The 25,150-nt window shown below is 75.2% G+C and carries 23 protein-coding genes; 12 read left to right on the plus strand and 11 right to left on the minus strand.

Annotation, left to right across the window (positions count from 1 at the left end; genetic code table 11):
* Positions 1–32: 32 nt before the first annotated feature.
* Both ACGFNF_RS25525 and ACGFNF_RS25530 read left to right on the plus strand, forming a co-directional pair.
* Positions 33–1,451 carry an aldehyde dehydrogenase family protein gene (locus tag ACGFNF_RS25525; RefSeq protein WP_357579266.1) on the plus strand — a complete coding sequence of 473 codons (1,419 nt, stop codon included), beginning with the start codon at positions 33–35 and terminating at the stop codon, positions 1,449–1,451.
* Positions 1,448–2,527 carry a Zn-dependent alcohol dehydrogenase gene (locus ACGFNF_RS25530; protein WP_357579265.1) on the plus strand — a complete coding sequence of 360 codons (1,080 nt, stop codon included), beginning with the start codon at positions 1,448–1,450 and terminating at the stop codon, positions 2,525–2,527. The genes ACGFNF_RS25525 and ACGFNF_RS25530 overlap by 4 nt, the downstream gene beginning before the upstream one ends.
* A 171-nt stretch (positions 2,528–2,698) precedes the next feature.
* Here ACGFNF_RS25530 and ACGFNF_RS25535 read toward each other — a convergent pair whose 3' ends face one another.
* The 9 genes from ACGFNF_RS25535 to ACGFNF_RS25575 all read right to left on the minus strand — a co-directional run bounded on the left by ACGFNF_RS25535 (position 2,699) and on the right by ACGFNF_RS25575 (position 12,794).
* Complete coding sequence (locus ACGFNF_RS25535; protein WP_393171196.1) at positions 2,699–5,500, minus strand: LuxR C-terminal-related transcriptional regulator; 2,802 nt, start codon at positions 5,498–5,500, stop codon at positions 2,699–2,701.
* Positions 5,501–5,585: 85 nt separating this feature from the next.
* Positions 5,586–6,197, minus strand: a complete 612-nt coding sequence (locus ACGFNF_RS25540) for a TetR/AcrR family transcriptional regulator (protein WP_357579288.1) — start codon at positions 6,195–6,197, stop codon at positions 5,586–5,588.
* Between the two features lie 103 nt (positions 6,198–6,300).
* Positions 6,301–6,528, minus strand: a complete 228-nt coding sequence (locus ACGFNF_RS25545; RefSeq protein WP_357579263.1) for a hypothetical protein — start codon at positions 6,526–6,528, stop codon at positions 6,301–6,303.
* 213 nt (positions 6,529–6,741) lie between these two features.
* Positions 6,742–8,022 carry an ABC transporter substrate-binding protein gene (locus tag ACGFNF_RS25550; RefSeq protein WP_393171199.1) on the minus strand — a complete coding sequence of 427 codons (1,281 nt, stop codon included), beginning with the start codon at positions 8,020–8,022 and terminating at the stop codon, positions 6,742–6,744.
* 154 nt (positions 8,023–8,176) lie between these two features.
* Positions 8,177–9,292, minus strand: a complete 1,116-nt coding sequence (locus tag ACGFNF_RS25555) for a branched-chain amino acid ABC transporter permease (protein WP_393171201.1) — start codon at positions 9,290–9,292, stop codon at positions 8,177–8,179.
* Positions 9,289–10,167 (minus strand): branched-chain amino acid ABC transporter permease, encoded by an 879-nt coding sequence (locus ACGFNF_RS25560; protein ID WP_357579261.1) that lies wholly within the window; start codon positions 10,165–10,167, stop codon positions 9,289–9,291. The genes ACGFNF_RS25555 and ACGFNF_RS25560 overlap by 4 nt, the downstream gene beginning before the upstream one ends.
* Positions 10,168–10,195: 28 nt before the next feature.
* Complete coding sequence (locus tag ACGFNF_RS25565; protein ID WP_357579260.1) at positions 10,196–10,918, minus strand: ABC transporter ATP-binding protein; 723 nt, start codon at positions 10,916–10,918, stop codon at positions 10,196–10,198.
* Positions 10,915–11,700 (minus strand): ATP-binding cassette domain-containing protein, encoded by a 786-nt coding sequence (locus tag ACGFNF_RS25570; RefSeq protein WP_357579259.1) that lies wholly within the window; start codon positions 11,698–11,700, stop codon positions 10,915–10,917. Before ACGFNF_RS25570 ends, ACGFNF_RS25565 begins: the two co-directional genes overlap by 4 nt.
* Positions 11,701–11,894: 194 nt before the next feature.
* Positions 11,895–12,794 (minus strand): alpha/beta hydrolase family protein, encoded by a 900-nt coding sequence (locus tag ACGFNF_RS25575; RefSeq protein WP_393171204.1) that lies wholly within the window; start codon positions 12,792–12,794, stop codon positions 11,895–11,897.
* A gap of 174 nt (positions 12,795–12,968) precedes the next feature.
* Between ACGFNF_RS25575 and ACGFNF_RS25580 the strand changes: the two genes are divergently transcribed.
* The 10 genes from ACGFNF_RS25580 to ACGFNF_RS25625 all read left to right on the plus strand — a co-directional run bounded on the left by ACGFNF_RS25580 (position 12,969) and on the right by ACGFNF_RS25625 (position 22,535).
* Entirely contained in the window at positions 12,969–14,183 is a 1,215-nt protein-coding gene (locus ACGFNF_RS25580) for a hypothetical protein (RefSeq protein WP_357580772.1), read from the plus strand.
* Positions 14,176–14,760: a hemerythrin domain-containing protein gene (locus tag ACGFNF_RS25585; protein ID WP_393171206.1), complete on the plus strand. Its 585-nt coding sequence runs from the start codon at positions 14,176–14,178 to the stop codon at positions 14,758–14,760. Before ACGFNF_RS25580 ends, ACGFNF_RS25585 begins: the two co-directional genes overlap by 8 nt.
* 167 nt (positions 14,761–14,927) lie before the next feature.
* Positions 14,928–15,401 (plus strand): aromatic ring-opening dioxygenase LigA, encoded by a 474-nt coding sequence (locus ACGFNF_RS25590; protein WP_393171208.1) that lies wholly within the window; start codon positions 14,928–14,930, stop codon positions 15,399–15,401.
* A 146-nt stretch (positions 15,402–15,547) separates the two neighbouring features.
* The gene (locus ACGFNF_RS25595) at positions 15,548–16,339 is read left to right on the plus strand and encodes a shikimate dehydrogenase family protein (protein WP_393171210.1); all 792 of its coding nucleotides are present in this window, start codon (positions 15,548–15,550) and stop codon (positions 16,337–16,339) included.
* Between the two features lie 195 nt (positions 16,340–16,534).
* Complete coding sequence (locus ACGFNF_RS25600; protein WP_393171212.1) at positions 16,535–17,407, plus strand: STM4015 family protein; 873 nt, start codon at positions 16,535–16,537, stop codon at positions 17,405–17,407.
* 6 nt (positions 17,408–17,413) lie between these two features.
* Positions 17,414–18,364 (plus strand): STM4015 family protein, encoded by a 951-nt coding sequence (locus ACGFNF_RS25605; protein ID WP_393171214.1) that lies wholly within the window; start codon positions 17,414–17,416, stop codon positions 18,362–18,364.
* Position 18,365: 1 nt separating this feature from the next.
* On the plus strand, positions 18,366–19,505 hold the full coding sequence (locus tag ACGFNF_RS25610; RefSeq protein ID WP_393171218.1) for an STM4014 family protein: 1,140 nt from the start codon (positions 18,366–18,368) through the stop codon (positions 19,503–19,505).
* Positions 19,493–20,296: an STM4013/SEN3800 family hydrolase gene (locus tag ACGFNF_RS25615; protein WP_357580766.1), complete on the plus strand. Its 804-nt coding sequence runs from the start codon at positions 19,493–19,495 to the stop codon at positions 20,294–20,296. Before ACGFNF_RS25610 ends, ACGFNF_RS25615 begins: the two co-directional genes overlap by 13 nt.
* Complete coding sequence (locus tag ACGFNF_RS25620; protein WP_393171220.1) at positions 20,293–21,615, plus strand: STM4012 family radical SAM protein; 1,323 nt, start codon at positions 20,293–20,295, stop codon at positions 21,613–21,615. Before ACGFNF_RS25615 ends, ACGFNF_RS25620 begins: the two co-directional genes overlap by 4 nt.
* A complete protein-coding gene (locus tag ACGFNF_RS25625; protein ID WP_393171222.1) occupies positions 21,612–22,535 on the plus strand; it encodes an STM4011 family radical SAM protein in 924 nt (307 codons plus the stop codon). The genes ACGFNF_RS25620 and ACGFNF_RS25625 overlap by 4 nt, the downstream gene beginning before the upstream one ends.
* 92 nt (positions 22,536–22,627) lie before the next feature.
* Here ACGFNF_RS25625 and ACGFNF_RS25630 read toward each other — a convergent pair whose 3' ends face one another.
* Both ACGFNF_RS25630 and ACGFNF_RS25635 read right to left on the minus strand, forming a co-directional pair.
* On the minus strand, positions 22,628–24,223 hold the full coding sequence (locus tag ACGFNF_RS25630) for an MDR family MFS transporter (RefSeq protein WP_393171224.1): 1,596 nt from the start codon (positions 24,221–24,223) through the stop codon (positions 22,628–22,630).
* A gap of 66 nt (positions 24,224–24,289) precedes the next feature.
* Positions 24,290–24,910: a TetR family transcriptional regulator gene (locus tag ACGFNF_RS25635; RefSeq protein WP_393171226.1), complete on the minus strand. Its 621-nt coding sequence runs from the start codon at positions 24,908–24,910 to the stop codon at positions 24,290–24,292.
* Positions 24,911–25,150 lie beyond the last annotated feature (240 nt).

Here is a 25,150-nt window from a genome sequence, read left to right on the forward strand (position 1 = left end):
GCTAGTTTCGGCCGACGTAGGTGAGGGGCGCGATGGATCTCGCACGTACCGACTTCTACCTCGACGGGCGGTGGTCCGCCGCCGACTCCCGGGACACCGTCGCGGTGCGCAACCCGGCGACCGAGGACGTCATCGCGACCGTGCCGGCGGGCACCGCGGCCGACGTCGACCGCGCCGTCGCGGCGGCCCGGGCCGCGTTCCCCGGCTGGGCCGACGCCGCACCCGCCGAGCGGGCCGCCCGCCTGGACCGGCTGCACGCCGCGCTCTCCGCCCGGGCCGACGAGATCGCCCGCACCGTCGCCCTGGAACTCGGCACCCCGCTGAAGGTGGCCACCCGGGTCCAGACCGGCCTGCCGCTGACGGTCCTGCACAGCTACGTCGAGCTGGCCGCCCGTCCCCCGGCCGACGAGACGATCGGCAACTCGCTGGTGGTCCGGGAGCCGGTCGGCGTGGTCGGGGCGATCACCCCGTGGAACTACCCGCTGCACCAGGTCGTCGCGAAACTGGCCCCCGCCCTGGCCGCCGGCTGCACCCTGGTGCTCAAGCCGAGCGAGCTGACCCCGCTGACGGCGTACCTGCTCTTCGACGCCATCCACTCGGCCGGCTTCCCGCCCGGCGTGGTCAACCTGGTCACCGGCACCGGCCCGGTCGTCGGCGAGGCCATCGCCGCGCACCCGGACGTCGACATGGTCTCCTTCACCGGTTCGACGGCCACCGGCCGGCGGATCTCCCACCTCGCCGCCGACCGGATCGCCCGGGTCGCCCTGGAACTCGGCGGCAAGTCGGCAAACATCGTCCTCGACGACGCCGACCTGGCCACGGCCGTCAAGGTCGGGGTCGGCAACGCCTTCCTCAACTCCGGCCAGACCTGCGCCGCCTGGACCCGCCTGCTCGTGCACCGCGACCGCTACGACGAGGCCCTCGACCTGGCCGCCAAGGCTGCGGCGGGCTACCGGCTCGGCGACCCGTTCGACCTGGCCACCCGGCTCGGCCCGCTGGTCTCCGCGGCGCAGCGGGAACGGGTCCGCGAGCACGTCGCCCGGGGGCTGGCCGACGGGGGCCGACTCGTCGCCGGCGGGCCGGACGCCCCGCTGCCCGAGCGGGGCTACTTCGTCGCCCCGACGGTGATCGCCGACGTCGACCCCGACAGCGCCCTGGCCCAGGAGGAGGTCTTCGGCCCGGTGCTCGCGGTCATCGGGTTCGACGACGAGGACGAGGCCGTGCGCATCGCCAACAACTCCCGCTACGGGCTGGCCGGCGCGGTCTGGTCCGCAGACGAGGAGCGGGCGCTGCGGGTGGCCCGTCGACTGCGTACCGGCGCCGTCGACGTCAACGGCGCCCCGTTCAACCCGCTCGCCCCGTTCGGCGGCTACAAGCAGTCCGGCCTCGGCCGGGAGCTGGGCCGGCACGGGCTCGAGGAATTCCTCCAGGTCAAGGCCATCCAGCGATGAGGGCGCTGGTCGTACGGGCCGTCGACGCCCCGCTGCGGGTGGAGGAGATCGAGCTGCCCGCCCCCGGCCCGGACGAGGTACGCGTGAGCGTCCGCGCCGCTGGCGTCTGCCACTCCGACCTGTCCATGGTCGACGGGACGCTGGCGCCGCCGTACCCGCTGGTGCTGGGGCACGAGGCGGCCGGGGTGGTGCTCGCCGTCGGCGACGCCGTCACGCGGGTCGCGCCCGGCGCGCACGTGGTGCTGAACTGGGCCCCGCCGTGCCGCAGCTGCTGGTACTGCGGGCGGGACGAGCCGTGGCTGTGCGAGCGCACCGGGTCGCCCTCGGCCCCCCGGGGGCGCACGCCGGTCGGCGAAGCGCTGCACGTCACGCTCGGCCTCGGCGCCCTCGCCGAGGAGGTGGTGGTGCCGCAGGCCGCCGTCATCCCGGTGCCCGCGGAGCTGCCCTTCGAGGCGGCGGCGCTGCTCGGCTGCGCCGTGCTCACCGGCGTCGGCGCGGTACGCCGCACGGCGAAGGTGGCCCCCGGCGAGTCGGTGGCCGTGATCGGCCTCGGCGGGGTGGGGCTGTCGGTGGTCGCCGCCGCGCGGGCCGCCGGAGCCGGTCAGGTGCTCGCCGTCGACGTCTCCCCCGCCAAGGCGGAGCTGGCCGTCGCAGCCGGCGCCACCGACTTCCTGCTGGCCGACGACTCGCTCAACCGGGCGGTCCGCGAGCGCACCGGCGGCCGGGGCGTCGACCACGCGGTGGAGTGCGTCGGGCGGTCGGCCACTATCCGCACCGCCTGGCGCGCCACCCGCCGGGGCGGTCAGGTGACAGTCGTCGGCATGGGCGCCAAGGACGACATCGTCGGGCTGGGCGCGCTGGACATCTTCCACTCGGCCCGGACGCTGCGCTCCTCGGTCTACGGCTCCTCCGACCCGGACCGGGACGTGCCCGAGCTCGCCCGGGCCGTGCTCGACGGCACCCTCGACCTCGGCTACCTGATCACCGACCGGACCACCCTCGACGGCGCCCCGGAGGCCTTCGCCCGCATGTCCCGCGGCGAGGGCGCCCGCACCGTGATCCTCCCCACCCCCTGACACTCCCACCCCTTCCCCGGGCCCCGCCGCGTCGCGCCCCACCCCCGCTGTGTCGATCATGGGCTTGTGGTGGGCGGTCGATGCCGCTTCGCGGCTTTCGCGGGGCACCACAGCTGCATGATCGACGCCGGTGAGGGCCGGTGAGGGCCGGAGGGACGGGGGCGGGGCTGGTCAGGAGAGGGCGCGGGCCAGTTGCGTGCGGGAGCGGATGTTGAGGCGGTGGAAGATGTTGCGGAGGTGATGGTCGACCGTACGGGTGGAGAGGAACATCCGGGCGGCGATCTCCCGGTTGGTGGCGCCCTCGGCGACCAGCCGCGCGATCCGGAGCTGCTGGCCCGTCAGCAGTCGCGCCGCCGACTCCTCCGGCGGCCCTACCGACTCCCCGGCCGCCCGCAGCTCCGTGGTGGCCTGTTCCGCCCAGGTGGCCGCCCCGAGCAGGGTGAACGCCTCCCGGGCGGCGTGCAGGTGTTCGCGCGCCGCGCGGGGTCGACGGCTGCGGCGCAGTTCCCGGCCCAGGAGAAGCTCGGTGCGGGCCCGCTCGAACGCGCCGGCGTCCGTCGGGTGCAGCCGCAGGGCGGTGCGAAGCTCCCGCTCCGCCTCGGCGCTGCCCCGGGGCGCGAGCAGCCCGTGGCAGCGCGCGGAGAGGGCCCGGCGCGACGGGCTCGCCGTACTGCTGGCCCACCTGTCGAAGACGGCGAGGGCGGCGTTTGCCGCCGGCCGGTCCGCGACGGCGGCGGCTGCCTCCGCCAGGTACGGCGTGGCCATCACCAGGACCAGCACCTGCCCCCGGCCCGTGCCCGGGCAGGCCAGCGCGGCCAGTCGCGCGGCGGCGGCGGCCGGCCGGTTGTCGACCAGGTCGAGCACCGCCAGGGCCCACTGCGCGAGGGCGCGGGGCCGGCTGTGCGCGCCCGGGTCCTCGCCGATCTCCCGGATCCGGCGCAGGGCGGTGTCGCGGTCGGCCCGCACGGCGGCCAGCACCGCCAGCATGCCCAGGTGTACGCCGGCCCAGTTCTCCTGGCCGACGTCCCGGGCGATCCGCAGCCCCTCCCGGGAGGTGTCCGTCGCGGCGTCGTGCCGGCCCAGCCAGTACTCGGCGGCTGCCCGCAGCTCCAGGGCGCGCGGCAGGGCGGACAGTTCGCCCCGCTCGCGGGCCAGCTCGACGGCGCGCTCGGCGAGCCGGTGCGCCGCGCCGTCCACGGCCACCAGCAGCCCGGCCGCCGCCGCGCAGGTCAGCGCCGCGGGGGTCGACGCCGGCCCGGTCAGCTGCCCGCCGAGGACGACGGCCCGGCGCAGGGCGGGCCCGGCCTGCTCGTGGTGGCCGCGCAGGGTCGCCGCAGTCCCGGCGACGTAGGCGCTCAGCAGCTCGGTGGCGGGCGGGTCGTCGGGGCGGCGCAACAGCTCCGCCCGCCGGGCCACGTCGGCGTAGCGGTACTGGTCGCCGGTGAAGCAGGCGGCCTCGCCCGCTCGCACCAGCGCGCCGAGGGCCAGCGCGCGATCGGCTGCGCCACCCGTGCCGGTGGCCGCGCGGTCCGCTGCGCCACCCGTGCCGGTGGCCGCGCGGTCGGCGGCGGCCAGGGTGCCGGCGGCGGACAGCAGCGTGGTGAACGCGGACCGGGGCCGGCCGGTACGCAGTTCCAGCTCCCCGCGCAGCAGGTCGGCCCGGCCCGCCACGGCGGCTTCCGCGCCCGGCGGCAGCTCGCCCAGCAGCAGTCGGGCCCGGTGCGCCCGGCCGGCGGACCAGGCGTACCGGGCGGCGGCCACCAGCCGGGCGGCGGCGCGCGCCGGATCGTCGGTGAGTTCGGCGGCCCGTTGCAGCGCGGCCGAGGCCGCCATGCCCGCGCCCTCGCACTCGGTCACGGCCTGCTCCAGCTCGGCGGCCAGGGCCGGGTCGGGGCCCTGGGCGGCGGCGGCGAGGTGTCCCGCCCGGCGCAGCCGGTGCCCGGCCCCGTCGAGCACGCCGGCGAGCAGCAGGTGCGCGGCGCGCCGCTCGGCCAGCGGCGCGGCGGCCCGGACCACGGTCCGGACGAGGGGCTGCGGGAACGTGAGCCGTCGCGGGTCGACGCGGACCAGGCCGGCGAGTTCGGCCGGCGCGAGCGCCTCGACCGCCGCGCCGGCGACCCGGGCGGCCCGGACCAGGGTGGCCGGCTCCCCGTCCTCGTCGAGCGCGGCGAGCAGCAGGACCCGGCGGGTGACGGCCGGCAACCGGTCCAGGCGGGCCCGGTAGGCGCGGCCCAGCCCGCCGTCGGGCGGGGGCGTCTCGGGCACCGGCTCCTCCCCGCGGCACTGGCCAGGGGTGAGCACCTCGGCCAGGTCGACGAGGGCCTGCGGGTTGCCCCCGGCCGCGGCGGCGAGCGCGGCGGCCACGGGCGGCGCGGGTGGCCGGCCGGCCAGCCGGTCGGCGAGCAGCGCGGCGCTGTCCCGGTCGTCGAGCGGGCGGAGCCGGTGCCGGGCTATCCCGCCGAGGGGGACGTCCGCGGCCGTGGTGAGCAGGACGGCCACCGACGATCGGCGCAGGCGGCGGGCGACGAACGCCAGCACGTCGGCGGTGGGCTGGTCGCCCCGGTCCACGTCGTCCATCGTGCACAGCAGCGGGCGGTCCCGAGCGGCGGCGGCGAGCAGGCCGAGCACGGCCAGGGACAGCGCCAGGCGCCCGTGGGCGGGGCAGCCCGCGCCGGTCAGCGCCCGCAGCAGCACCCGCCGCTGCGGTCCGGGGAGCGCGCCGGCCCGGTCGAGCACCGGGTCCAGCAGCCGTTGCAACCCCGCGTACGGCAGGCCCGCCTCCTCGGGCAGCCCGGTGCCGGCCAGGACGGTGCAGCCTCCGGCGTGCCGGTGGGCGTAGTCGACGAGCGCGCTGCGGCCGGATCCGGGCTCGCCCTGGACCAGCAGCGCTCCCCCGCCGGCGGGCAGGTCACCCAGCAGGCGCCGGATCGCGGCGCACTCGTCGGCCCGGCCGCGCAACACGGTTAATTGCACTGAGGATGCAGTAACCATGCAATCGAGTGTCACCTATCGGTGGCCCGATGGAAAGACCGACGGCGCCGTCTTCCCACGTCGCGCGTCAGCGCGGGTCGACGTCGGCCAGCAGGGCGGCGACCGTCCGGGTCATCACCGCGCGGGCCTGGTCCACGCCCAGCCCCAGCCCGTCGCGCAGCATCGACCAGGCCGGCCACATGCTCGCGGCCACCAGGGCGTGCACCAGCTGGTCGCGGTCGGGACCGGCCTGTTCGAGCTCGGCGGCGAAGAGGTGCTCGACCTCGTCGCGGACGCGCGCGATGTGCTTGAGGCGGTTGCGGCGCAGCTGCCCGGAGACCGGCTCGCGCATCTGGGCGGCGCGCGCCGACGGGGCGATGAGCTGGAGCAGCCGGGCCCGCTGCCGGCAGTACGCGTCGACCCGTCGGGCCAGCGGCAGCGCCGGCGAGATCGGCCGGTGGGCGGCGTCCTGCTGCCGGAGCAGCTCCGCGCCGCTGGCCTCGAACAGCGTCTCCATGTCCTTGAAGTTGGTCCAGAGCGTCCGCAGCGAGATCCCGGCCCGCTCGGCGATGCGCTCGCCGGTCGGCCGCAGGTCGCCCTCGGAGATGAGCGCCAGGTGCGCCTCGACGATCGCCGCCCGGGTGCGTTCGGCCCGGGCGGTCCGGCCGTCGACCCGGACCGGCGCCTCGGCACCGCCCATCCGCGCCCGCCTCCTCATCGCCGCCACGTCCCCCGTACCGCCGCGCCGAGTCTAGCCGCGGGCCACACGGCGACCGCCCGGCCCCGGCCCGGGCCCGGCATGGTCATCCGGCGGGCCGGTCGGCGAGGGCGGCCCCGCCGTCGGCGAGGAGGGTCCACCCGGCGATCCGGGCCGCGTCGTCGGAGGCGAGGAAGGCGACCGCCCCGGCCCGCGGCACCTTGAGGCTTCCCAGGGGGTACGCCCCGTCCCGGCCCTCCCGCCGCGCCACCGCGCAGCAGGTCCTTGCCACCGCCGCCAACCGGCCTGCGGGTCGCCCTGAATCTGCATCCACGATGCAAATACTATGAGGGCGGCTGAGACCCGTCAACGACGGCACGTCGGCGGACAGGGCACATCCCACCGACAGTCCTCCGGCGTAACAGCACTGTCGGTGCGGACAGTTCCGTATCCGGGAGAGGACGCGAAGCCTGAGCGCCCTCTCCCCCGAGACCGGGACCGGGCGCGGCGGGCCGGAAAGCCGACGCGCCACGCCCGGTGCGCCCGCTCAGGAGGCCGTGGGCACCCCGTTGGCCGGCGGCGCCACCGGCGCGACGGTGTGCTCGCGTACCGGCCCGTCGCCCTCGTCCGTCTCGTACGTCGGCCCGAAGTAGGACTGCGTCCCCCCGCTCACCCGGGTCAGCCGCTGCCCGCCGTAGCCGGAGTGGTCGGTGTCGGAGTAGCGCAGCGGGGCCAGGCCGGGCCCCTGGTAGCCGCCCTTGGCGACGGCCTCGGTCACCGCCTCTCGGGTGAGGTCCTTGCCGGCGGCGAGGAGCACCTGCACGAAGAGGTAGCCGACCGCCATGCCGTAGACGGTGTTGCCGTCGAACGGCGCGTCCCCGTTGTACTCCTTGTTGACCTTCGTGAAGAGCTGGATCCACGGGTCGGCGGCGTCGTTCTGCATCGGCAGGTAGTTGGCGCCGACCATGCCCTCCAACAGCCCGGCGTTGGCACCGAGCTGCTTGGCCAGCGTCGGGTGGTCGGCGCCGACGTTGGAGACGAGCCACTGCGGCCTGAAGTTCAGCCGGGCGGCGGTGCCGACGGCGAGGGCGGTGAAGCCGGGCACGGTGGCGAGGACGACCACCTGGCAGCCGGCCGCCTTGAACGCGCCGATCTGGGGTGCCACGTTGGTGTTGCTGGTGACGTACGTCTGCTTCGCCGCCACCGCGCCGGCGCCGAGCACCTTCTCCACGCCGACCAGGCTGTCCCGGCCGAAGTCGTCGTCCTGGCCGAGGAAGCAGACCTTGCGCCCCGGCAGGCTGGTCTTCACGTGCTGGGCCAGAATCTTGCCCTCCACCGTGTAGTCGGGGTTGAAGCCGAACGTGCCCGGATACCGGTCGGGCTGGTCCCAGCTGCGGCTGCCGGAGGCGACGAAGAGGTCGGGCACCCGGTTGCTCTTGAGGAAGTCGAGCACGCCGGTGTGCGTCGGCGTGCCGAGCCCGTTGAGGATGGCGAAGACCTTGTCCTGCAGGACGAGCTGGCGGACCACCTGCTGGGTGTTCGCCGGGTTGTAGCCGTCGTCCATGATCTTGTAGGTGATCTTCCGGCCGTGCACGCCCCCGTTGGCGTTGACGTGGTCGAAGTACGCCTTCGTGGCGGGCGCGATCTTGGAGTAGCCGGCGGACGCCGGACCGGTGAGCGGCATGTGCGTGCCGACCACGATCTCGGTGTCGGTGACGCCGGGGACCGCCCCCCGGCCGCCGCCGTCGTCCCCGGCGCAACTGGCGGAGGCGACGAGCAGGGTGATGGCGGTGGCGAGCGCGAGGCCGCGCCGTGCCGTTCGTGTCATGTCAGACACCGACCTTTCCTCGGTCCGGTTTGGTGGTGGGGTGCGGCGGTGGTGCCGTGCGGTGGTGGTGGGGTGCGGTGGCGATGGTGATCCGGTGTGGTGGTGGGGTGCGGGAGGTGTGGCACGGATGCGGGTGCCGGCCGGTCGGGACGGCTCAGGGCCGTCGTCGGCCCGGCCGGCGCGCGGAGAAGGCCCGGGCGAGCCGGGACAGCAGGCCCTGCACGCCGCCAGGAGCGGCGATCATGACGACGACCAGGGTGAGCCCGAAGATCGCCAGCGGAAGGTTGCCCTCGACCCGCTGCGCGACCGCCGGCGACAGGGTGAGTTGCTCGGTGACGGCGTGCGTCAGGTCGGGCAGGGCCACCAGCAGGACGGCGCCCCAGGCTGCGCCGGCGAGGCTGCCCAGCCCGCCGATGACGACCGCCATCAGCAGGAACAGCGACAGCGTCAGCGAGAAGGCCCCGGGCGAGACGCTCTGCGCGAGGACCGCGAGCAGGGCGCCGCCGAGCCCGGCGCCGGCCGCGCTGACCACGAAGGCGAGGACCTGGGTGCGGGCGACGTGGATGCCGGCGAGGCGGGCGGCGACCTCGTCGTCGCGGACCGCCCGGAAGGTGCGGCCGTACCGGCTGCGGACCAGGTTGGCCAGCAGCAGCAGGGCCAGCAGGGTGGCCGCCGCGGTCACCCAGAGCTGCCAGCGCTCGTAGGGGAAGTAGACACCGAGGGCCGCCGGCGGGGGCTCGACCGGCACCGCCAGCCCCTGCTCGCCGTTGAACACGCCGTCGAAGGTGACGGTCAGCGCCGGCACCACGACCGCCACGGCCAGGGTGACGCCGGCCAGGTACGGGCCGCGCAGCCGGGCGGCGGCCACCCCGACCACGGCGCCCACCGCGAGGGCGGCCAGGACGGCCGCGCCCAGCGAGACCGGGAGCAGCCAGCCGCCGGTCATGCCGGCGTCGGCGAACGCGTTCTGGCACAGCGCCACGGTGTACGCGCCGGTCGCCATCAGCGCGCCGTGCCCCAGCGAGAGCTGACCGTTGAGCCCGGTGAGGACGGTCAGCCCGGCGGTGGCGCACAGGTAGGCGGCCACGGTGGCGAGCTGGAAGTTGCGGAACGGCTCCAGCCCGTAGCTGGCGGCCACCAGCAGCAGCGCGGCGACGACCGCGAGGCCGAGGTGGCGCAGCAGGGTCGAGCCGCGGCGGGGACCGGCGGGGCCGGTGCGGTCGACCCGGGCCTGCGTGTCCGGCGGGGTCACCGCCCGGGTGGCGCTCACACCCGCCTCGCCGCGACCGGGGCGAACAGCCCGGCGGGACGGACCAGCAGCACGGTCAGCAGCAGCACCAGCACCGCGAGCGGGGTGACGTCGCTGCCGGCGTAGCCGCTGACGTAGGAGAGCAGCAGCCCGACCGCGAGGCCGCCGACCACCGCCCCCGGTGGACTGTCCAGGCCGCCCACCACGGCGGCGGTGAACGCCGAGACGAAGACCAGGTCCATCGCGTGCGGGTGCAGGCCCAGCTCGGTGGGGATGACCAGCATGCCGGCAAGCGCGCCGACCCCGGAGGCCAGCGCCCAGCCGAGGGTGAGCATGCCGCCGACGTTCACCCCGAGCAGCCGCGACACCTCGGGCGCGAACGCCGCCGCGCGCATCCGCAGGCCCACCGCCGTGCGGGTGAAGGTCCAGGCGAGCCCCACGACCACCACCGCGACCGCCGCGAAGACGAACAGGTCGTACGGCGACAGGACGGCGACGCCGCCCACGGTCAGCGGGTTGCGGGAGAAGGGCGTGCCGGCGGGCAGGAACTCGCTGCCGTACACCATGCCGAGGACGGCCTGGATCAGCAGCACCAGCCCGAGCGCGACGATCACCGGGTTGAGCGGCGACGCGTGGTCGACGAAGCGCATGACGACCACGTCCACCGCCGCGCCGAGCAGCAGCCCGGCGGCCAGCGCGGCCAGGAACCCCAGCCAGTACGAGCCGGTCGCGGCGGAGACGCTGTAGGCGACGTACGCGGTGGCGACGGCCATCGCGCCCTGGGCGAAGTTGACGATCCGGGCCGCCCGCCAGATGAGCACCAGGGCCAGGGCGAACGCGGCGAGGACCGCGCCCCTGGACAGTCCGTCGAGGGTGAGGAAGACGAAGCGGTCCAACGGTCCTCCCTTGCGGGGACGAGGGGGGTCAGAAGCCGAGGTAGGCGTGCCGCAGGTCGGCGTCGTCGCGCAGCCGGGCGGCCGGGGCGGTGGTGACGACCCGGCCCAGGGACATCACCACGCCCTGGTCGGCGATCCAGAGCGCGCTGCGCACGTTCTGCTCGACCAGCAGCACGGTCAGCCCGGTGTCGTCGCGCAGCCGGCGCAGCAGGGCCATGGTCTGGGCGACCACCCGCGGCGCCAGGCCGAGCGACGGCTCGTCGAGCAGCAGCAGGCGGGGCCGGCCGACGAGGGCCCGGCCGAGGGCGAGCATCTGCCGCTCGCCGCCGGAGAGCTGGTGCCCGAGGTGTCGCCGCCGCCGGGCCAGCGGCGCGAAAAGCTGGTAGACCTCGTCGAGGGCGCGGGCGGCGTCGGCCCGGTCGCGCCGCCACAGCCCGCCGAGGCGCAGGTTCTCGTCGACCGTCAGCTCGCCGACCACCCCGCGGCCCTCCGGCACGTGGGCCATGCCGCGGCGCACGAGCTGCTCGACCGCGACGCCGCGCAGGTCCTCCCCGGCCAGCGCGACCCGGCCGGCCGCCGGGCGGAGCATGCCGGAGAGGGCGCGCAGCAGGGTGGTCTTGCCGGCGCCGTTGGCGCCGACCACCGCCGCGATGGCGCCCCGCGCCACGGTGAGGTCGATCCCGTGCAGCACCGGCGCGCCGCCGTAGCCGGCCACCAGGCCGCGCACCTCGAGCAGCCCTTCGCCGGTCATGCCGCGGCCTCGTCGACCGCCGCGCCGAGGTAGGCGTCGGCGACGGCCGGGTCGTCGCGCACCTCGTCGGGGGTGCCGGCGGCGATCACCCGCCCGAAGTCGAGCACCACGATCTCGTCGCAGACGGACATCACCAGGTCCATGTGGTGCTCCACCAGCAGCACCGCACAGGGGTCGGTGTCGCGTCGGGGCAGTCCCCGGATCAGCTCCGCCAGCTCGGCGATGTCGTCGGCGCCCAGGCCCCCGGCGGGTTCGTCGAGCAGCAGCAGCCGGGGCCGCGCGGCCAGCGCGCGGGCCAGGGCGACCCGCTGGCGTACGGCGAAGGGCAGCGTGCCCGGCGCGGCGTCGGCGTGCCCGGCGATGCCCAGGGTGTCGAGGACGTCGAGGGCGTGCCGGCGCAGCCGGCGCTCGTCGCGGTCGCTGCGGGGCAGGCCGAGCAGGGCGGCGAGGAAGCCGGCGCGGGCCGTGTGGGTGGCCCCGGTCATCACGTTCTCCACCACGCTGAGCCCGGCGAAGAGCCCGGTGCCCTGCAACGTGCGGGCGATGCCGAGCCGGGTCAGCCGGTGCGGGCGTGGGCGCAGCGGCCGGCCGTCGAGGGTCAGGGATCCCTCGTCCGGCGGGACGAAGCCGCAGACGACGTTGAACAGCGTGGTCTTGCCGGCCCCGTTGGGACCGATCACGCCGACCACCCGGCCGGGCGGCACCCGCAGCGAGACGTCGTCGAGGGCGGTGAGGCCGCCGAAGCGGACCCCGATGTGGTGCAGTGCGAGCCCTTGCTCCATCACCCGTCCCCCCGGCAGCCGCCAGTATTTACACTGGGAGTGTACGTTTCTGACGGGGGTCGTCAATACCTCCGACGCTCGCGGGCACGCTCGTCGGTCGCCGCCCGGACCTGGGCGGCGACCGACGGTTTCTGCACCGACCGGGCAGCCATGCGCCGCGGGGCGGCCGGAGGTGACGGCCGCCCCGGGGAGCGTCAGGCGCTCGGGCAGGTGTTGCGGTACTCCTGGATGGCGGAGCCGCTCGGGCCGGGGCAGAGGAACTGCTCGTAGCGGGTGTCGTCGTCGACGAACCGCTTCAACCAGGCGACCGCCTGCCGGGCGGTGGGCGTGTTGACGGTCTGCGGGAAGAAGTGGCTGGCCCCGTTGAGCTCCAGGTACGCCTTCTCGGACGAGGCCGGGATGCTGTTGTAGAACGGCTCCGAGTGCGACGAGACCGGCGCGACGCTGTCGCTCTCCCCGCCGATGATCAGCGTCGGCACCCGGACGTCGGACCAGGTCTTGTCCAGGTTCCACGGCGCGAGCGGCACCGCTGCCTGCAACGACGGCCGGGAGACCGCGGCCTCCAGGCTGCCGCCGCCACCCATCGAGTGGCCGGAGACGGCGAGCCGGCTGGCGTCGATCCGGCCGCGTACGGAGCTGCGCTGCGTCAGGTAGTCGAGCGCGGCGAGCAGTTGCCGACCGCGGCTGTCCGGCTGGTCGAGGCGCGTGTTGGTCTCGATGCCGATCACCACGAAGCCGTGCGAGGCGATCCGCGGCCCGAGCCAGTCGATGCTGGACCAGGCGGCCGTGTAGCCGGGCGAGATCGCGACGGCGCCGAAGGTGCCCTCGGCGGTGCTGGTCGGGTAGTAGATGACGCCGCCGCCGAAGCCGGTGACACTGAGCGAGGAGACGCTCTGCGACGCGGTGGCGAACGGGCCGCGGCTGGCCTCCAGCAGGGCGACGCTCGGGGCGGGACCGCGCTCGTACGGGTTGGCGGCGGCCTGGGCGGCCGGCGGGGCGGCCAGCGCGCCCGCCGTGGCCAGGACGGCGGCCACGGCCAGGCCGGCGAGGCGGGCGACGGGACGGGGACGGGCGGCGATGGTTGGTGATGACACGTCGGGCACTCCCTACGGGACGGGGCATATCGACATGCATCAGTCTTCGACGGCGCCGGCAGCGCCGCATCGGTGAAATCACCAGTCCGCCGGCCGAGGAATAGCCGGGCTAGCCGTTTTCGCCCGGACTGTCGGGGTAGGGCATTTGGTACCCCGGCCGAAGAAGGAGACGCCGTGTTCAACCCGTTGGAGCACAAAGGAATCCCGCTGGAGAGCCAGATCCGCAACTGGCGCGAACTCAACGTGGAGCCGATCGACCCGGAGGCGGTCGACCCGTACACCCGCTGCCGCATCATCACCATGAACGGCATCGAGGTCGAAGCGATCAACTTCCAGCACCAGTTCGCCCGCAACTGCCCGGACCAGGAGGTCCGCCGGCAGCTGGCGTACGTGCGCTACCTGGAGAGCCAGCAGCAGCGGGTGGTGAACTGGCTGCTGCCCGGCGCCGCGAGCGTGCTGGAGACGACGCTCGGCTACGAGCAGGTGGCCGTCGACCTGACCGCGTGGGTGGCCCGGCACGAGCCCGACCCGTACCTGAAGCAGAGCTACGAGTTCGGCGTGTTGGAGGACTTCGACCACCTCTACCGCTACGCCAACCTCTACGAGATGGTGGAACGCCGCAAGGCGGACAAGATCGTGCAGGGCCTGACCGAGGTCATGCCCGGCCGGCCCACCGTCGCCGAGCACCGGCACCCGTTCGACGAGGTGCGCACCCCGTACGACCGCAACAGCGTCGACCCCCGCTCCAAGCTGCACGCGCTGACCATCCTGTCGGCGGAGCAGCAGGTCATGTTCTATTACATGAACGTCGGGCCGCAGTACATGGAGCCGATCGCGCGGCAGCTCTACCAGGAGATCAGCCTCATCGAGCAGGAGCACGTCACGCACTACGAGTCGCTGCTCGACCCGGGCGAGAACTGGTGGGAGCGGCTGCTCACCCACGAGTACAACGAGTGCTGGCTCTACTACTCCTTCATGCAGCAGGAGAGCGACCCCCGCATCAAGGCGGTGTGGGAGCTGCACCTGCAGATGGAACTGGCTCACCTGCAGCAGGCCGCCGACCTGCTGCGCCGCCACGACGGCCGGGAGCCGGAGGAGATCGTGGGCGGCGCGGGCCTACCCGAGCCGCTGACCTTCGAGCCGAACAAGGAGTACCTACGCCACCTGCTCGCCACCCAGGTCGACCTGAACAAGATCGGCGAGGGGTACGTGCGGGAGGCGCACGAGCGCTTCGAGTCGATGCAGCAGCAGCTGCACGACGGGCAGAAGCCGCCGAGCGAGCAGGTCATCGACATGCACCGGGAGCGCTTCGGCGACGAGTACCGCGTCGAGACCGAGGGGCCCCACCCGGTGGAGTCGCTGCGCGCGCGGGGAGGCAGCCATGCCTGACACCGGCGCCCCGGCCACCCGCGGCCCCGAGGACGACGTCGTCGACCTGCTGCTGGCCCAGCACGCGCGGATCGAGGAGCTGTTCCTGCTGGTCATCGGCAGCACCGGGGAGACCCGCCGGGACGCCTTCGACGACCTGGTGAAGCTCCTCGCCGCGCACGAGACCGCCGAGGAGGAGGTCGTCCACCCGCTGGCCCGGACGCTGCCGGGCGGGGGCGGCGACGCCATGGTCGACGAACGCCTCGCCGAGGAGCGTCAGGCCAAGGAGACGCTGAAGACCCTGATCGCCGGCGGTGTCGACGCCGAGGGCTTCGACACCGGCATCATCCTGCTGCGCGACGCGGTGCTCACGCACGCCCGCTACGAGGAACGCCAGGAGTTCCCGCTGCTGCGCCAGCACGTGCCCGCCGACCGGCTGCGCACGATGGCCGGCGCCGTACGGATGGCGGAGGCGACCGCGCCGACGCGCCCGCACCTGAGCGCCCAGTCCGCGAAGGGCAACCTCGCGGCCGGACCGGCGCTGGCGGTCATCGACCGCGTCCGCGACGCGATCCGCAGGCCGTCGTCCAGCGGCTGAGCACCCGCCGGCACCAGCACACCGCGCCCACCCGACCGATCCCGGCGGGTGGGCGCGGCGCATCCGCCGCCGGCGCGACGGATGCGGCACGCCTGCGGATTGCCCATACTGGGTCGCATTTCAACAGAAGACACATCCGTGCTCCGGGGCACGGGAGAGGAGACACCATGACCGACACCGCCGCGCAGTCCCGGGCGGTCGGCTCCACCGTCCGACTGCTGTCCGTCCTGGTCATCGTCGCCGGCCTGATCATGCTGGTCGGTGGGGCCGCCACCTGGTTCACCGTGCAGAGCCAGCTCGCCGACGAACGCATCACCGTCTCCGACGACGCGGACTGGTTCGCGGGCGAGAAGATCGACGGCCCGCTGACCGCGTACGCGGAGGCCGAGGTCATCGAGAAGCACTCGCTGGAGGCCAGCGGCGGCAAGACGTACGCCGAACTCGGCCGGGAGGACCCCACCCGGCAGACCGTCATGACCGGCTCGTTCCTGCGCTCCTCCCTGTTCACCTCGGTCGTCTCCTTCGGCATCGCCGCGCTGGCGATGGGCCTCGGGGTGGTGCTCGCCCTCATCGGGTACTCGCTGCTCTCGCTCTCCCGCCAGCTCGACGCCCTCCCCTCGGCGGCCGCCACCGCCTCCTGACCGGTGCCGGCGGTCCGGCCACGCCCCGTACCGCGTGGCCGGACCGCCGGCGCGACGGGCCGCGCCGGGGCGGGTGCCGCCGTCGCGTAGGGTCGGCACCGCCCCGGTCCGGCCGCGCCGGACGACCCCTGCCCGCGGAGACGCCCATGACCGAGATAGGCGGCGCCACGAGGGTGTACGCGCTGCTCGGCGACCCGATCGCCCAGGTGCGCGCCCCCGGGCTGCTCAACCCGGTGCTGGCCCGGCGCGGCACCGACGCGGTGCTCGTCCCGGTCCACGCGGCGCCGGCCGACCTCACCCAGGTGGTGCGGGGGCTGCAACGGGTGGCGAACCTGGACGGGATGCTGGTCACCGTGCCGCACAAGGCGGCCGTGCTGGAACTCGCCGACCGGGCCAGCGACCGCGCCCGCCTGGCCGGCAGCGCCAACGCCCTGCGGCGCGAGCCCGACGGGACGTGGACCGCGGACACCTTCGACGGCGACGGGTTCGTCCGCGGGCTGGCCGGGGCCGGACACCACCCCCGGGGTCGCCGGGCGTGCGTGGTGGGCGCGGGCGGGGCGGGCAGCGCGATCGCGGTGGCGCTGCTCGACGCCGGCGTGGCGGAACTATGGCTGAGCGACACCGACCCGGGCCGGCTGGAGACACTGCGGCGGCGGCTGTCCGCCGCGTACCCCGGCCGGGTCGGCGCGACCGCGCGACCGCGACTGGCCGACGCCGACCTGGCGGTCAACGCCACGCCCCTGGGGCTGCGCCCCGACGACCCGCCGCCGTTCGCGGTGGCGGAGCTGCCGGCGCACGCGGTGGTCGCCGACATCATCATGACGCCGGCCGAGACGCTCCTGCTGGCCCAGGCGCGGGCCCGGGGCCTGCGGGCGCACCCGGGAGAGCCGATGCTCGCCCACCAGATCGACGCCTACCTCGACTTCTTCGGGCTGTGACGACCGGCGGTCCGCCGGGAGCCCCGGCGACCGCCGCCCGGCCCCCCGCCGCCCGCCGGCCGGCGCACTGATCATCCTGTCGGGCGGACCTGTTACCGTCGCGCCGCCGCTGCACCAGTCGGACCGGAGGTAGGCGTGATCAGCTCGCACGTGTCGTCGTTCGTCGGATTACCGGTAGTGCCCTTCACCCCGGGGATGACACTCCCCGACGATCCGTCGGCGGTCGCCTGGCGGCTGGAGGTCGAGGACTTCGACGCGGATCCCGAGGAGTTCCTCGGTCTCGTCCGGGCGCTGCGGGAGCAGGTGCCGGCCGACGCGGTGCGCGCCCTGGTGATCGGCGAGTGGGGCGAGGCGTACGAGCGGCCCCTGCCGGTCCAGACGCTGGTCGAGGCCGCCGGGGAGTGGACCGGCCTGCGGGCGCTCTTCCTCGCCGACCTGACCTACGAGCAGTGCGAGATCTCCTGGCTCGTGCACGGCGACATCACGCCGCTGCTCGCGGCGTGCCCGTCGCTGGAGGTGCTCTGGTTGCGCGGGGCGCAGAGCCTGCGGCTGGAGCCGGTCCGGCACACCGGGCTGCGCGAGCTGCGCTTCGAGTCCGGCGGGCTGCCGGCCGAGGTGGTCCGGGCCGTCGGCGCGTGCGAGCTGCCGGCCCTGCACCGGCTGGACCTGTGGCTCGGCAGGAAGGACTACGGCGGCGACGCGAGCGCCGAGGACCTGGCGGGGGTGTTCGCCGGCGCCGGCCTGCCGGCCCTGCGTCATCTCGCGGTGTGCAACGCCGAGATCGCCGACGCGGTCGCGGCGGCGGTCGCCACCGCGCCGGTCGTCCCCCGGCTGGAGGCGCTCGACCTGTCGATGGGCACCCTGACCGACGAGGGCGCGAAGGCGCTGCTGGCCGGGCAACCGCTGACCCACCTGACGCACCTCGACCTGCACCATAACTACCTCTCCGAGGAGGCGGCCGCCGCGGTGGTCGCCGCGCTGCCGGGGGTGCGGGTCGACCTGTCCGACCCGCAGGTCGCCGAGGACTACGACGGCACCGTCTACCGCTACACCGCGGTCGGGGAGTGAGCGGCGATGGCCTTCGGTTCCCACGCGCGCCACTTCGCCGGCCGTCCGGTGGTGGACGTCCCCGCCGACGGGCCGCTGCCCACGGTGGACGGCCCGGTCTCGTGGCGGATCGCCCACTGGCACTTCGACGACGAGACCACGGAGAACTCGCTCTCGGCGGAGTTCCGCGACGCGTTCGACCGGTTCGTCGCGCAGGCCGGGCCGTCCGTGGAGTCCCTGGTCGTCGGCTCGTGGGGCTACGCGGCGTTCCATCCCGCCCCGATCGCGCAACTCTGCGCGGCGGCGTCGCGCCTGCCCGCCCTGCGCGCGCTCTTCCTCGGTGACATCACCTCCGAGGAGTGCGAGGTCTCCTGGATGAGGGTGGGCGACGTCAGTGCGCTGCTGACGGCGTACCCGGCGCTGGAGGTGCTGCGGGTGCGCGGCGGCGAGAACTTCGCCTTCTCCCCCGTGCGGCACGCGCGGCTGCGGGAGCTGGCGGTGGAGAGCGGCGGGCTGTCCCGGGCGTTCGTCGGCGCCGTGCTCGACTCCGATCTGCCCGCGCTGACCGACCTGGAGCTGTGGCTCGGCACCTCCGACTACGGCGGCGACGCGCAGGTCGCCGACCTCGCCCCGCTGCTGGCCGGGGAACGGTTCCCGCAGCTGCGCCGGCTCGGCCTGTGCAACTCGGAGATCGCCGACGACCTCGCCCGGGCGCTGGCGTCCGCGCCGGTGGTGCCCCGGCTGCGACGGCTCGACCTGTCGATGGGCACGCTCGGCGACGAGGGCGCGACGGCCCTGCTGGCCGGGCAGCCGCTGACCCACCTGGCGGAGCTGGACCTGTCGCACCACTACCTGGCGGAGGAGACCGCCGCGGCGCTTGTCGCCGCGCTGCCGGGCGTCGCGGTGGACGTGTCCGACCCGCAGGAGCCCGAGGAGTACGACGGCGAGAGCTACCGCTACACGGCGGTGTCGGAGTGACATGCGCCTGACCGTCGTCGGCAACCCCGCCAACCGCCGGGTGGAGCTGTTCACCCGGGCGGTCCTCGCCGCCGGCCTGCCCCGGCCGGCGGTGCTGCCCTGGGTCGACGTGCTGACCGGCGCGGCGCCACCGGCGGCGGGCGCGCTGGTGCGGGTCGACTCGCCCGGCGAGGACGCCGAGGTGGACCGGCTGCTGCGCCGGTCCGCCTCGCCGGCGCGGCACGGTGAGCTGATCGGCCTGGCCGACACGTACGCCGGGCTGCTGCGGGGCCTGGACCGGGTCGCCGCCGGCGGCGCGGAGCTGCTCAACGACCCGGCGGACGTCGCGGTGCTGTGCGACAAGCGGCGCTGCCACGCCCGGCTGTCGGCCGCCGGGGTGCCGGTGCCGGCCGCGCTGCCCCCGGTGCACGGGTGGCAGGAGCTGCGGGCGGCGATGGCGGCGGCCCGCTGGAGCCGCGTGTTCGTCAAGCCCGCACACGGCTCGTCGGCCGCCGGGGTCGTCGCGCTGGCCGTGGCCCGGAGGCGGGTGCAGGCGGTCACCACGATCGAGGCGACCCCGGACGGGCTGTTCAACTCGCTGCGCCCCCGCCGCTACACCGACAAGGCCGAGGTCGCCGCCATGGTCGACCGGATCGCCGCCGACGGCCTGCACGTGGAGCGGTGGCTGCCCAAGGCGGGGCTCGGCGACCGGGTGGTCGACCTGCGGGTGGTGGCGGTCGCGGGGCGGCCCACCCACGCCGTGGTGCGCGCCGCCCGGGGGCCGCTGACCAACCTGCACCTGGGCAACGCGCGCGGCGACCTCGCCGAGCTGCGCGCGGCGGCCGGGCCGGCGGCGTGGGCGGCGGCGATGGAGACCTGCGAGCGGGCGGCCGCGTGTTTCCCCCGCACCCTCCAGGTCGGCATCGACCTGATGTTCCTGCTCGGCTGGCGGCGCCACGCGGTGGCCGAGGTCAACGCCTTCGGCGACCTGCTGCCGGGGGTCCTCACCGACGGCCGGGACACCTACGCCGAGCAGGTCCGCGCCCTGACCGACGGCCGGTGGGACCGCTGGCGGGCGGCGGCCGGCCGGACGCCGCCGGGCGGCGACGCGACGCGGCCCGCCGGCGCGGTCGGGCGGGAGGTGCTCGCGTGCGCAGTCTGATCGGCAGCCACGACCTGCTCCTGCTCACCCTCGACACGCTGCGCCACGACGTCGCCGCCGACCTGGCCGCGCGGGGGCGCACGCCGCACCTGGCGCGGGCCCTGCCCGGCGGGCGGTGGGAGCGACGGCACTCCCCCGCCAGCTTCACCTACGCCGCGCACCACGCGTTCTTCGCCGGTTTCCTGCCCACCCCGGTCACCCCGGGCCGGCACGAGCGGCTGTACGCGGCGGCGTTCCCCGGCAGCGAGACGTCCGGCGCCGACACCTGGGTGTTCGACGCGCCCGACCTGCCCACGGCGCTCGCCGCCGTCGGCTACCACACGCTCTGCCTGGGCGGGGTCGGCTTCTTCAACCGGCGCAGCCCGCTCGGGGCGGTGCTGCCGGGCCTGTTCGCCGAGGCGCACTGGGAGCCGGAGTTCGGGGTCACCTCCCCCACCTGCCTGGACGCGCAGCTCGACCGGCTGGCCGAGGTGCTGCCGCGGGTGCCGGCGCGGCAGCCGCTGTTCACGTTCCTCAACGTCGCCGCCCTGCACCAGCCCAACCGGCACCACCTGCCCGGGGCACAGGCCGACGACCTGGCCAGCCACGCCGCGGCCCTGGAGTACGTCGACGGCCGGATCGACCGGCTGTTCGCCCTGCTCACCGGCCGGGAGCGGCCGGTGTTCGCGATCGTCTGCTCCGACCACGGCACCGCCTACGGGGAGGACGGCCACACCGGCCACCGGATCGGCCACGACGTGGTGTGGACGGTCCCGTACGCCCACTTCGTCCTGCGACCGGGGGAATGGTGACCAGCACCGACACGGGCCTCGACGGCTCGCCGTACCAGCAGTACCTCTACGCGTACCCGCACAAGACCTCCTACCGGCCGCTGCGACCGCGCCCGCTGCTGGCGGACGTGTGGCGGGCCGAGGCGCGCGAGGCGCTCTTCCTCTACGTGCACCTGCCGTTCTGCGAGATGCGCTGCGGCTTCTGCAACCTGTTCACCCGCGCCAACGCGCCCGCCGAGCAGGTGACCGACTACCTTCGGCAGCTGCGCCGGCAGGCGGGACGGGTCGCCGACGCGCTGGGCGGCGACGCCGGCTACGCCCGCGTGGCGCTCGGCGGCGGCACCCCCACCTACCTGACCGCCGACGAGCTGACCGAGCTGTTCGGCATCGCCACCGCGATGGGGGCCCGGCTGCCCGGCGTACCGCTGTCGGTGGAGACCTCGCCGGCGACCGCGACGCCGGACCGGCTCGCGGTGCTCGCCGCGCACGGCACCACCCGGGTGAGCATCGGCGTGCAGAGCTTCCTCGACGCCGAGGCCCGCGCCGCCGGCCGGCCGCAGCGCCGCACGGAGGTGGAGGCGGCCCTGGCCGCGATCCGCGACGCCCGGATCCCCGTGCTCAACATCGACCTGATCTACGGCATCGACGGGCAGACCGCCGACACCTGGCGGGAGAGCCTCGACGCGGCCCTGGCGTGGCGGCCCGAGGAGCTGTACCTCTACCCGCTGTACGTGCGGCCGCTGACCGGCCTCGGGCGGCGGGCGCACGGCCGCGCGGACTGGGACGCCCAGCGCCTCGCCCTCTACGAGCAGGCGGTGGCGACGCTGGGCGCGGCCGGCTACCGGCAGGAGTCGATGCGGCAGTTCCGCCGCGCCGACGCGCCCACCCCGGACGGGCCGGACTACTGCTGCCAGGACGACGGCATGGTGGGCCTGGGCTGCGGCGCCCGCTCCTACACGACGTCCCTGCACTACTCGTTCGACTACGCGGTCGGCGTGTCGCAGGTGCGCGCGGTGCTCGACGACTACCTGGCCCGCCCGGCCGACGACTTCCGCTTCGCCGAGTTCGGGTTCGCCCTCGACGGCGCCGAGCAGCGCCGCCGGTGGCTGCTCAAGTCGCTGCTGCGCGCCGAGGGCGTCGACGCGGCGGCCTACCGGGCCCGCTTCGGCGCGCTTCCGGGCGACGACTTCCCGGAGCTGGGCCGGCTGGCCGAGCGCGGCTGGGCCGGCGACGGCGGGCTGCGGCTGACGCCGGCCGGGCTGGCCCGCTCCGACGCGATCGGCCCGTGGCTGACCTCGGCCCGGGTACGCGACGCGATGACCGGGTACGTGCCGAGGTGAACCTCGCGGTCCTCTACCGGGGTCCCCTGGCGAGCTGCAACTACGACTGCCCGTACTGCCCGTTCGCCAAGCGGCGGGACCCGCCGGAGCTGCTGCGCGCCGACCGGGCGGCGCTGGACCGCTTCGCCGGCTGGGTGGCGGCCACCTCCGACGTGCGGCTGTCGGTGCTGTTCACCCCGTGGGGCGAGGGGCTGACCCGCCGCTGGTACCGCGACGCGATGGTGTCGCTGTCGCACCTGCCGCACGTCGAGCGGGTGGTCATCCAGACCAACCTGGCCGCCCGGGTGGACTGGCTGGCCGACGCCGACCCGCGCGCCGCCGCCCTCTGGGCCACCTACCACCCCGGCCAGGTCGACCGGGACCGCTTCCTGGGCCGCTGCGCCCGGCTGAGCGAGCTGGGCGTCCGCTACTCGGTCGGGGTGGTCGGCCTGCCGGAGCACCTCGCCGAGGCGCGGGCGCTGCGCGCCGCCCTGCCCGCCGAGGTCTACCTGTGGGTGAACGCCGCCGAGGGCCGGCGCTACGACGCGGCCGAGGAGGCGACCTGGACGGAGCTGGATCCGCTGTTCGGCTACAGCGCCCGCCCGCACGTGTCGCTCGACCGTCCGTGCCACGCGGGCGAGACGGCGATCTCGGTGCGCGGCGACGGCACCGTGCGCCGCTGCCACTTCATCGACGAGCCGATCGGCAACCTCTACGACGGGTCGTGGCGCTCGGCGCTGCGACCGCGCCCGTGCGGCAACGCGGTCTGCGACTGCCACATCGGGTACGTCCACCTCAAGCCGCTCGGCCTGCGGGACGTCTTCGCCGGCGGGGTCCTGGAACGCATCCCGGCCGCCTGGCCGCCCGTACGCCGGCCGGTGCCGCTGGCCGCGCCGTTGCGCGGGACGGTGGCCGTTGCCGCGCCGCCGCCGACGGCGTAGCGCGGAGCGGGCCGGCGAACCGGCGCACGCACGCCGCCGGACGTGGTGGGGGGGCGGCCCGGCGCAGGCCGGACCGCCCCCGCACGGGTGGCTCAGTGTGCGCCGGGCAGGACGGCAGCCGCCTCCTCCTTGGCCCGCCGCTCCTCACCGCTGAGGGTGTGCAGCGGCTTCTCCCGGATGAACAGCACCACCACCAGGGCGAGCACCGCGAACGGGGCGGCCACCAGGAACAGCTCGCCGGTCGCGGTGCCGTACACGTCCTGGATGATCCTCAGCACCGGCTCGGGCAGGGCGGACAGGTCGGGCACCTCGGTGGAGCCCTCCCCGCCCGGGGCGCCGCCGGCCAGCGGGCCGAGCTTCTCCGCGCTCAGCGAGGCGACCCGGTTGGCCAGCACCGCGCCGAGCGCGCTGACGCCGATCGTGCCGCCCATGCTGCGGAAGAAGGTCAGCACGGAGGTGGCCGCGCCCAGCTCGTGGGCCGGGACGTCGTTCTGCGCCGCGAGCACGAGGTTCTGCATGAGCATGCCGACGCCGATGCCGAGCACCGCCATGTAGACGCTGAGCAGCAGGATGCTGGTCTCGGCGTCGATGGTGGCCAGCAGCAGCATGCCGACGACCATCACGGCGGCGCCGGCCACCAGGTAACGCTTCCAGCGGCCGTACTTGGTGATCAGCTGACCGGCGACCGTCGACGAGACCAGCAGACCCAGGATCATCGGCAGGCTCATCAGCCCCGCCACGGTCGGCGACTTGCCGAGCGAGAGCTGGAAGTACTGGGACAGGAACACGGTGCCGCCGAACATCGCCACGCCGACCAGGATGCTGGCGATGGTGGTCAGCGAGACCGTCCGGTTGCGGAAGATGTCCAGCGGCACGATCGGCTCGTCCGCGCGGGACTCCACCCAGATCGCCAGCGCCAGCAGGGCGAGACCGCCGCCGACCATCAGCGCCGTCCAGCCCGAGGCCCAGGCGAACTTGTTGCCGGCCAGCGACGACCAGACCAGCACGGTGGAGACGCCGGAGGTGATGAGCAGCGCGCCCAGCCAGTCGATCTTCACCTTGCGGCGGGGGACCACCGGCAGGTGCAGGGTGCGCTGGAGCAGGAAGATCGAGAGCAGGGTGAACGGGACGCCGATCAGGAAGCACCAGCGCCAGCCGAGCCAGGAGGTGTCCACCAGCACGCCGCCGATCAGCGGCCCGGCGATGGTGCCGACGCCGAACACCGCGCCGAAGATGCCGGCGTAGCGGCCCAGCTCGCGGGGCGGGATCATGGCCGCCATCACGATGGTGGCCAGGGCGGTCATGCCGCCGGCGCCGATGCCCTGCACGACCCGGCTGACCAGGAGCACCTCGACGTTCGGGGTGAGCCCGGCGATCAGCGAGCCGATCACGAAGAGGCCGAGGGAGAGCTGGATCAGCAGCTTCTTGTTGTAGAGGTCGGCCATCTTGCCCCAAAGCGGCACGGTCGCCGTCATGGCCAGCAGCTCGGTGGTGACGATCCACGTGTAGACGGTCTGGGTGCCGTTCAGGTCGGCGATGATGCGCGGCAGCGCGTTCGCCACGACCGTGGAGGCGAGGATCGACACGAACATGCCGACCATCAGGCCGGAGAGTGCCTGGAGCACCTCGCGGCGGGACATGCGGCCGGCGCCGACCTTCAGGGGCTCGGCGGGCACGGTGGCGGTCATTGACCTTCCTTACCGGGTACGGGTTTCACGGCCTCCCGGGCACCTTTCCCGGAAGGGGCTTGCGGGTCAGAGCCGGTCGGGTTGCGGCAGCCCCGCGGCGAGGGCGGCGAACGCCTCGTCGACGAGGTCGGCCAGGTCCGGCCGGTCGGGGTGGGCGGCCCACCGGGTCATGGCGTGGCGCAGCGCTGCGCCCGTCACGGCGGTGACCAGCGCCGGGTAGCCGTGGTCGGGTTCGACGCCCACCCGCGCCGCGACGACCTCGACGATGGCGCGCTCCGTCTCGGCGTTGCCGGCCACCAGGCGGGGCAGCAGCGCGGGGTTTTGCGCCACCACGTCCATCCGCAGGCACCACAGCTCGCGCTCGGCGCGTACCTCGTCGATCACCTCGTCGAGGGCCGTCCGCAGCGCGGTCAGCACCGGCACCTCGGGCGGCACGGCGGCCAGCCGGGCCACCAGGCGCGCCGCGTCGCCCGCCTGGTCGCCGACCAGGGCGTCGTCCTTGCAGGCGAAGTAGTTGAAGAAGGTGCGCGGGGAGACGTCGGCCGCCTCGCTGATCTCCTCCACCGTCACCTGGGCCAGGCCGCGCTCGGCGACCAGGCGCAGGGCCGCCTCGGTCAGCGCGGCCCGGGTCTGGCGCTTCTTGCGGTCGCGCCGCCCGGGAGCGGGTTCGGTGCCGGCGGATGTCACGCGGCGACAGTACTATCGATCTTGCAGGTACTGCAATGTTTTATTGTGTGAAGTGACGCCGGCCATCTCCCGGGGCAGGTCCGGGGTCGCCGGGCGGCAACCGGAAACGGCGGCGGGGCCCGCCCGGCCCCCCCCCCCCCCGGGGGGCCGGGAGTGGGGGGGGGGCAACCCCGGGGTTGGGGTGGTGGGGGGGGGCGCCGGGCCGGTTTACAACCCCGTTGTTGTGGCAAACCCCCCCCC

Origin of the sequence: Micromonospora sp. NPDC048868 (assembly GCF_043198195.1) — a bacterium.
In the GTDB taxonomy this organism is placed as follows: Bacteria; Actinomycetota; Actinomycetes; order Mycobacteriales; family Micromonosporaceae; genus Micromonospora; species Micromonospora reichwaldensis.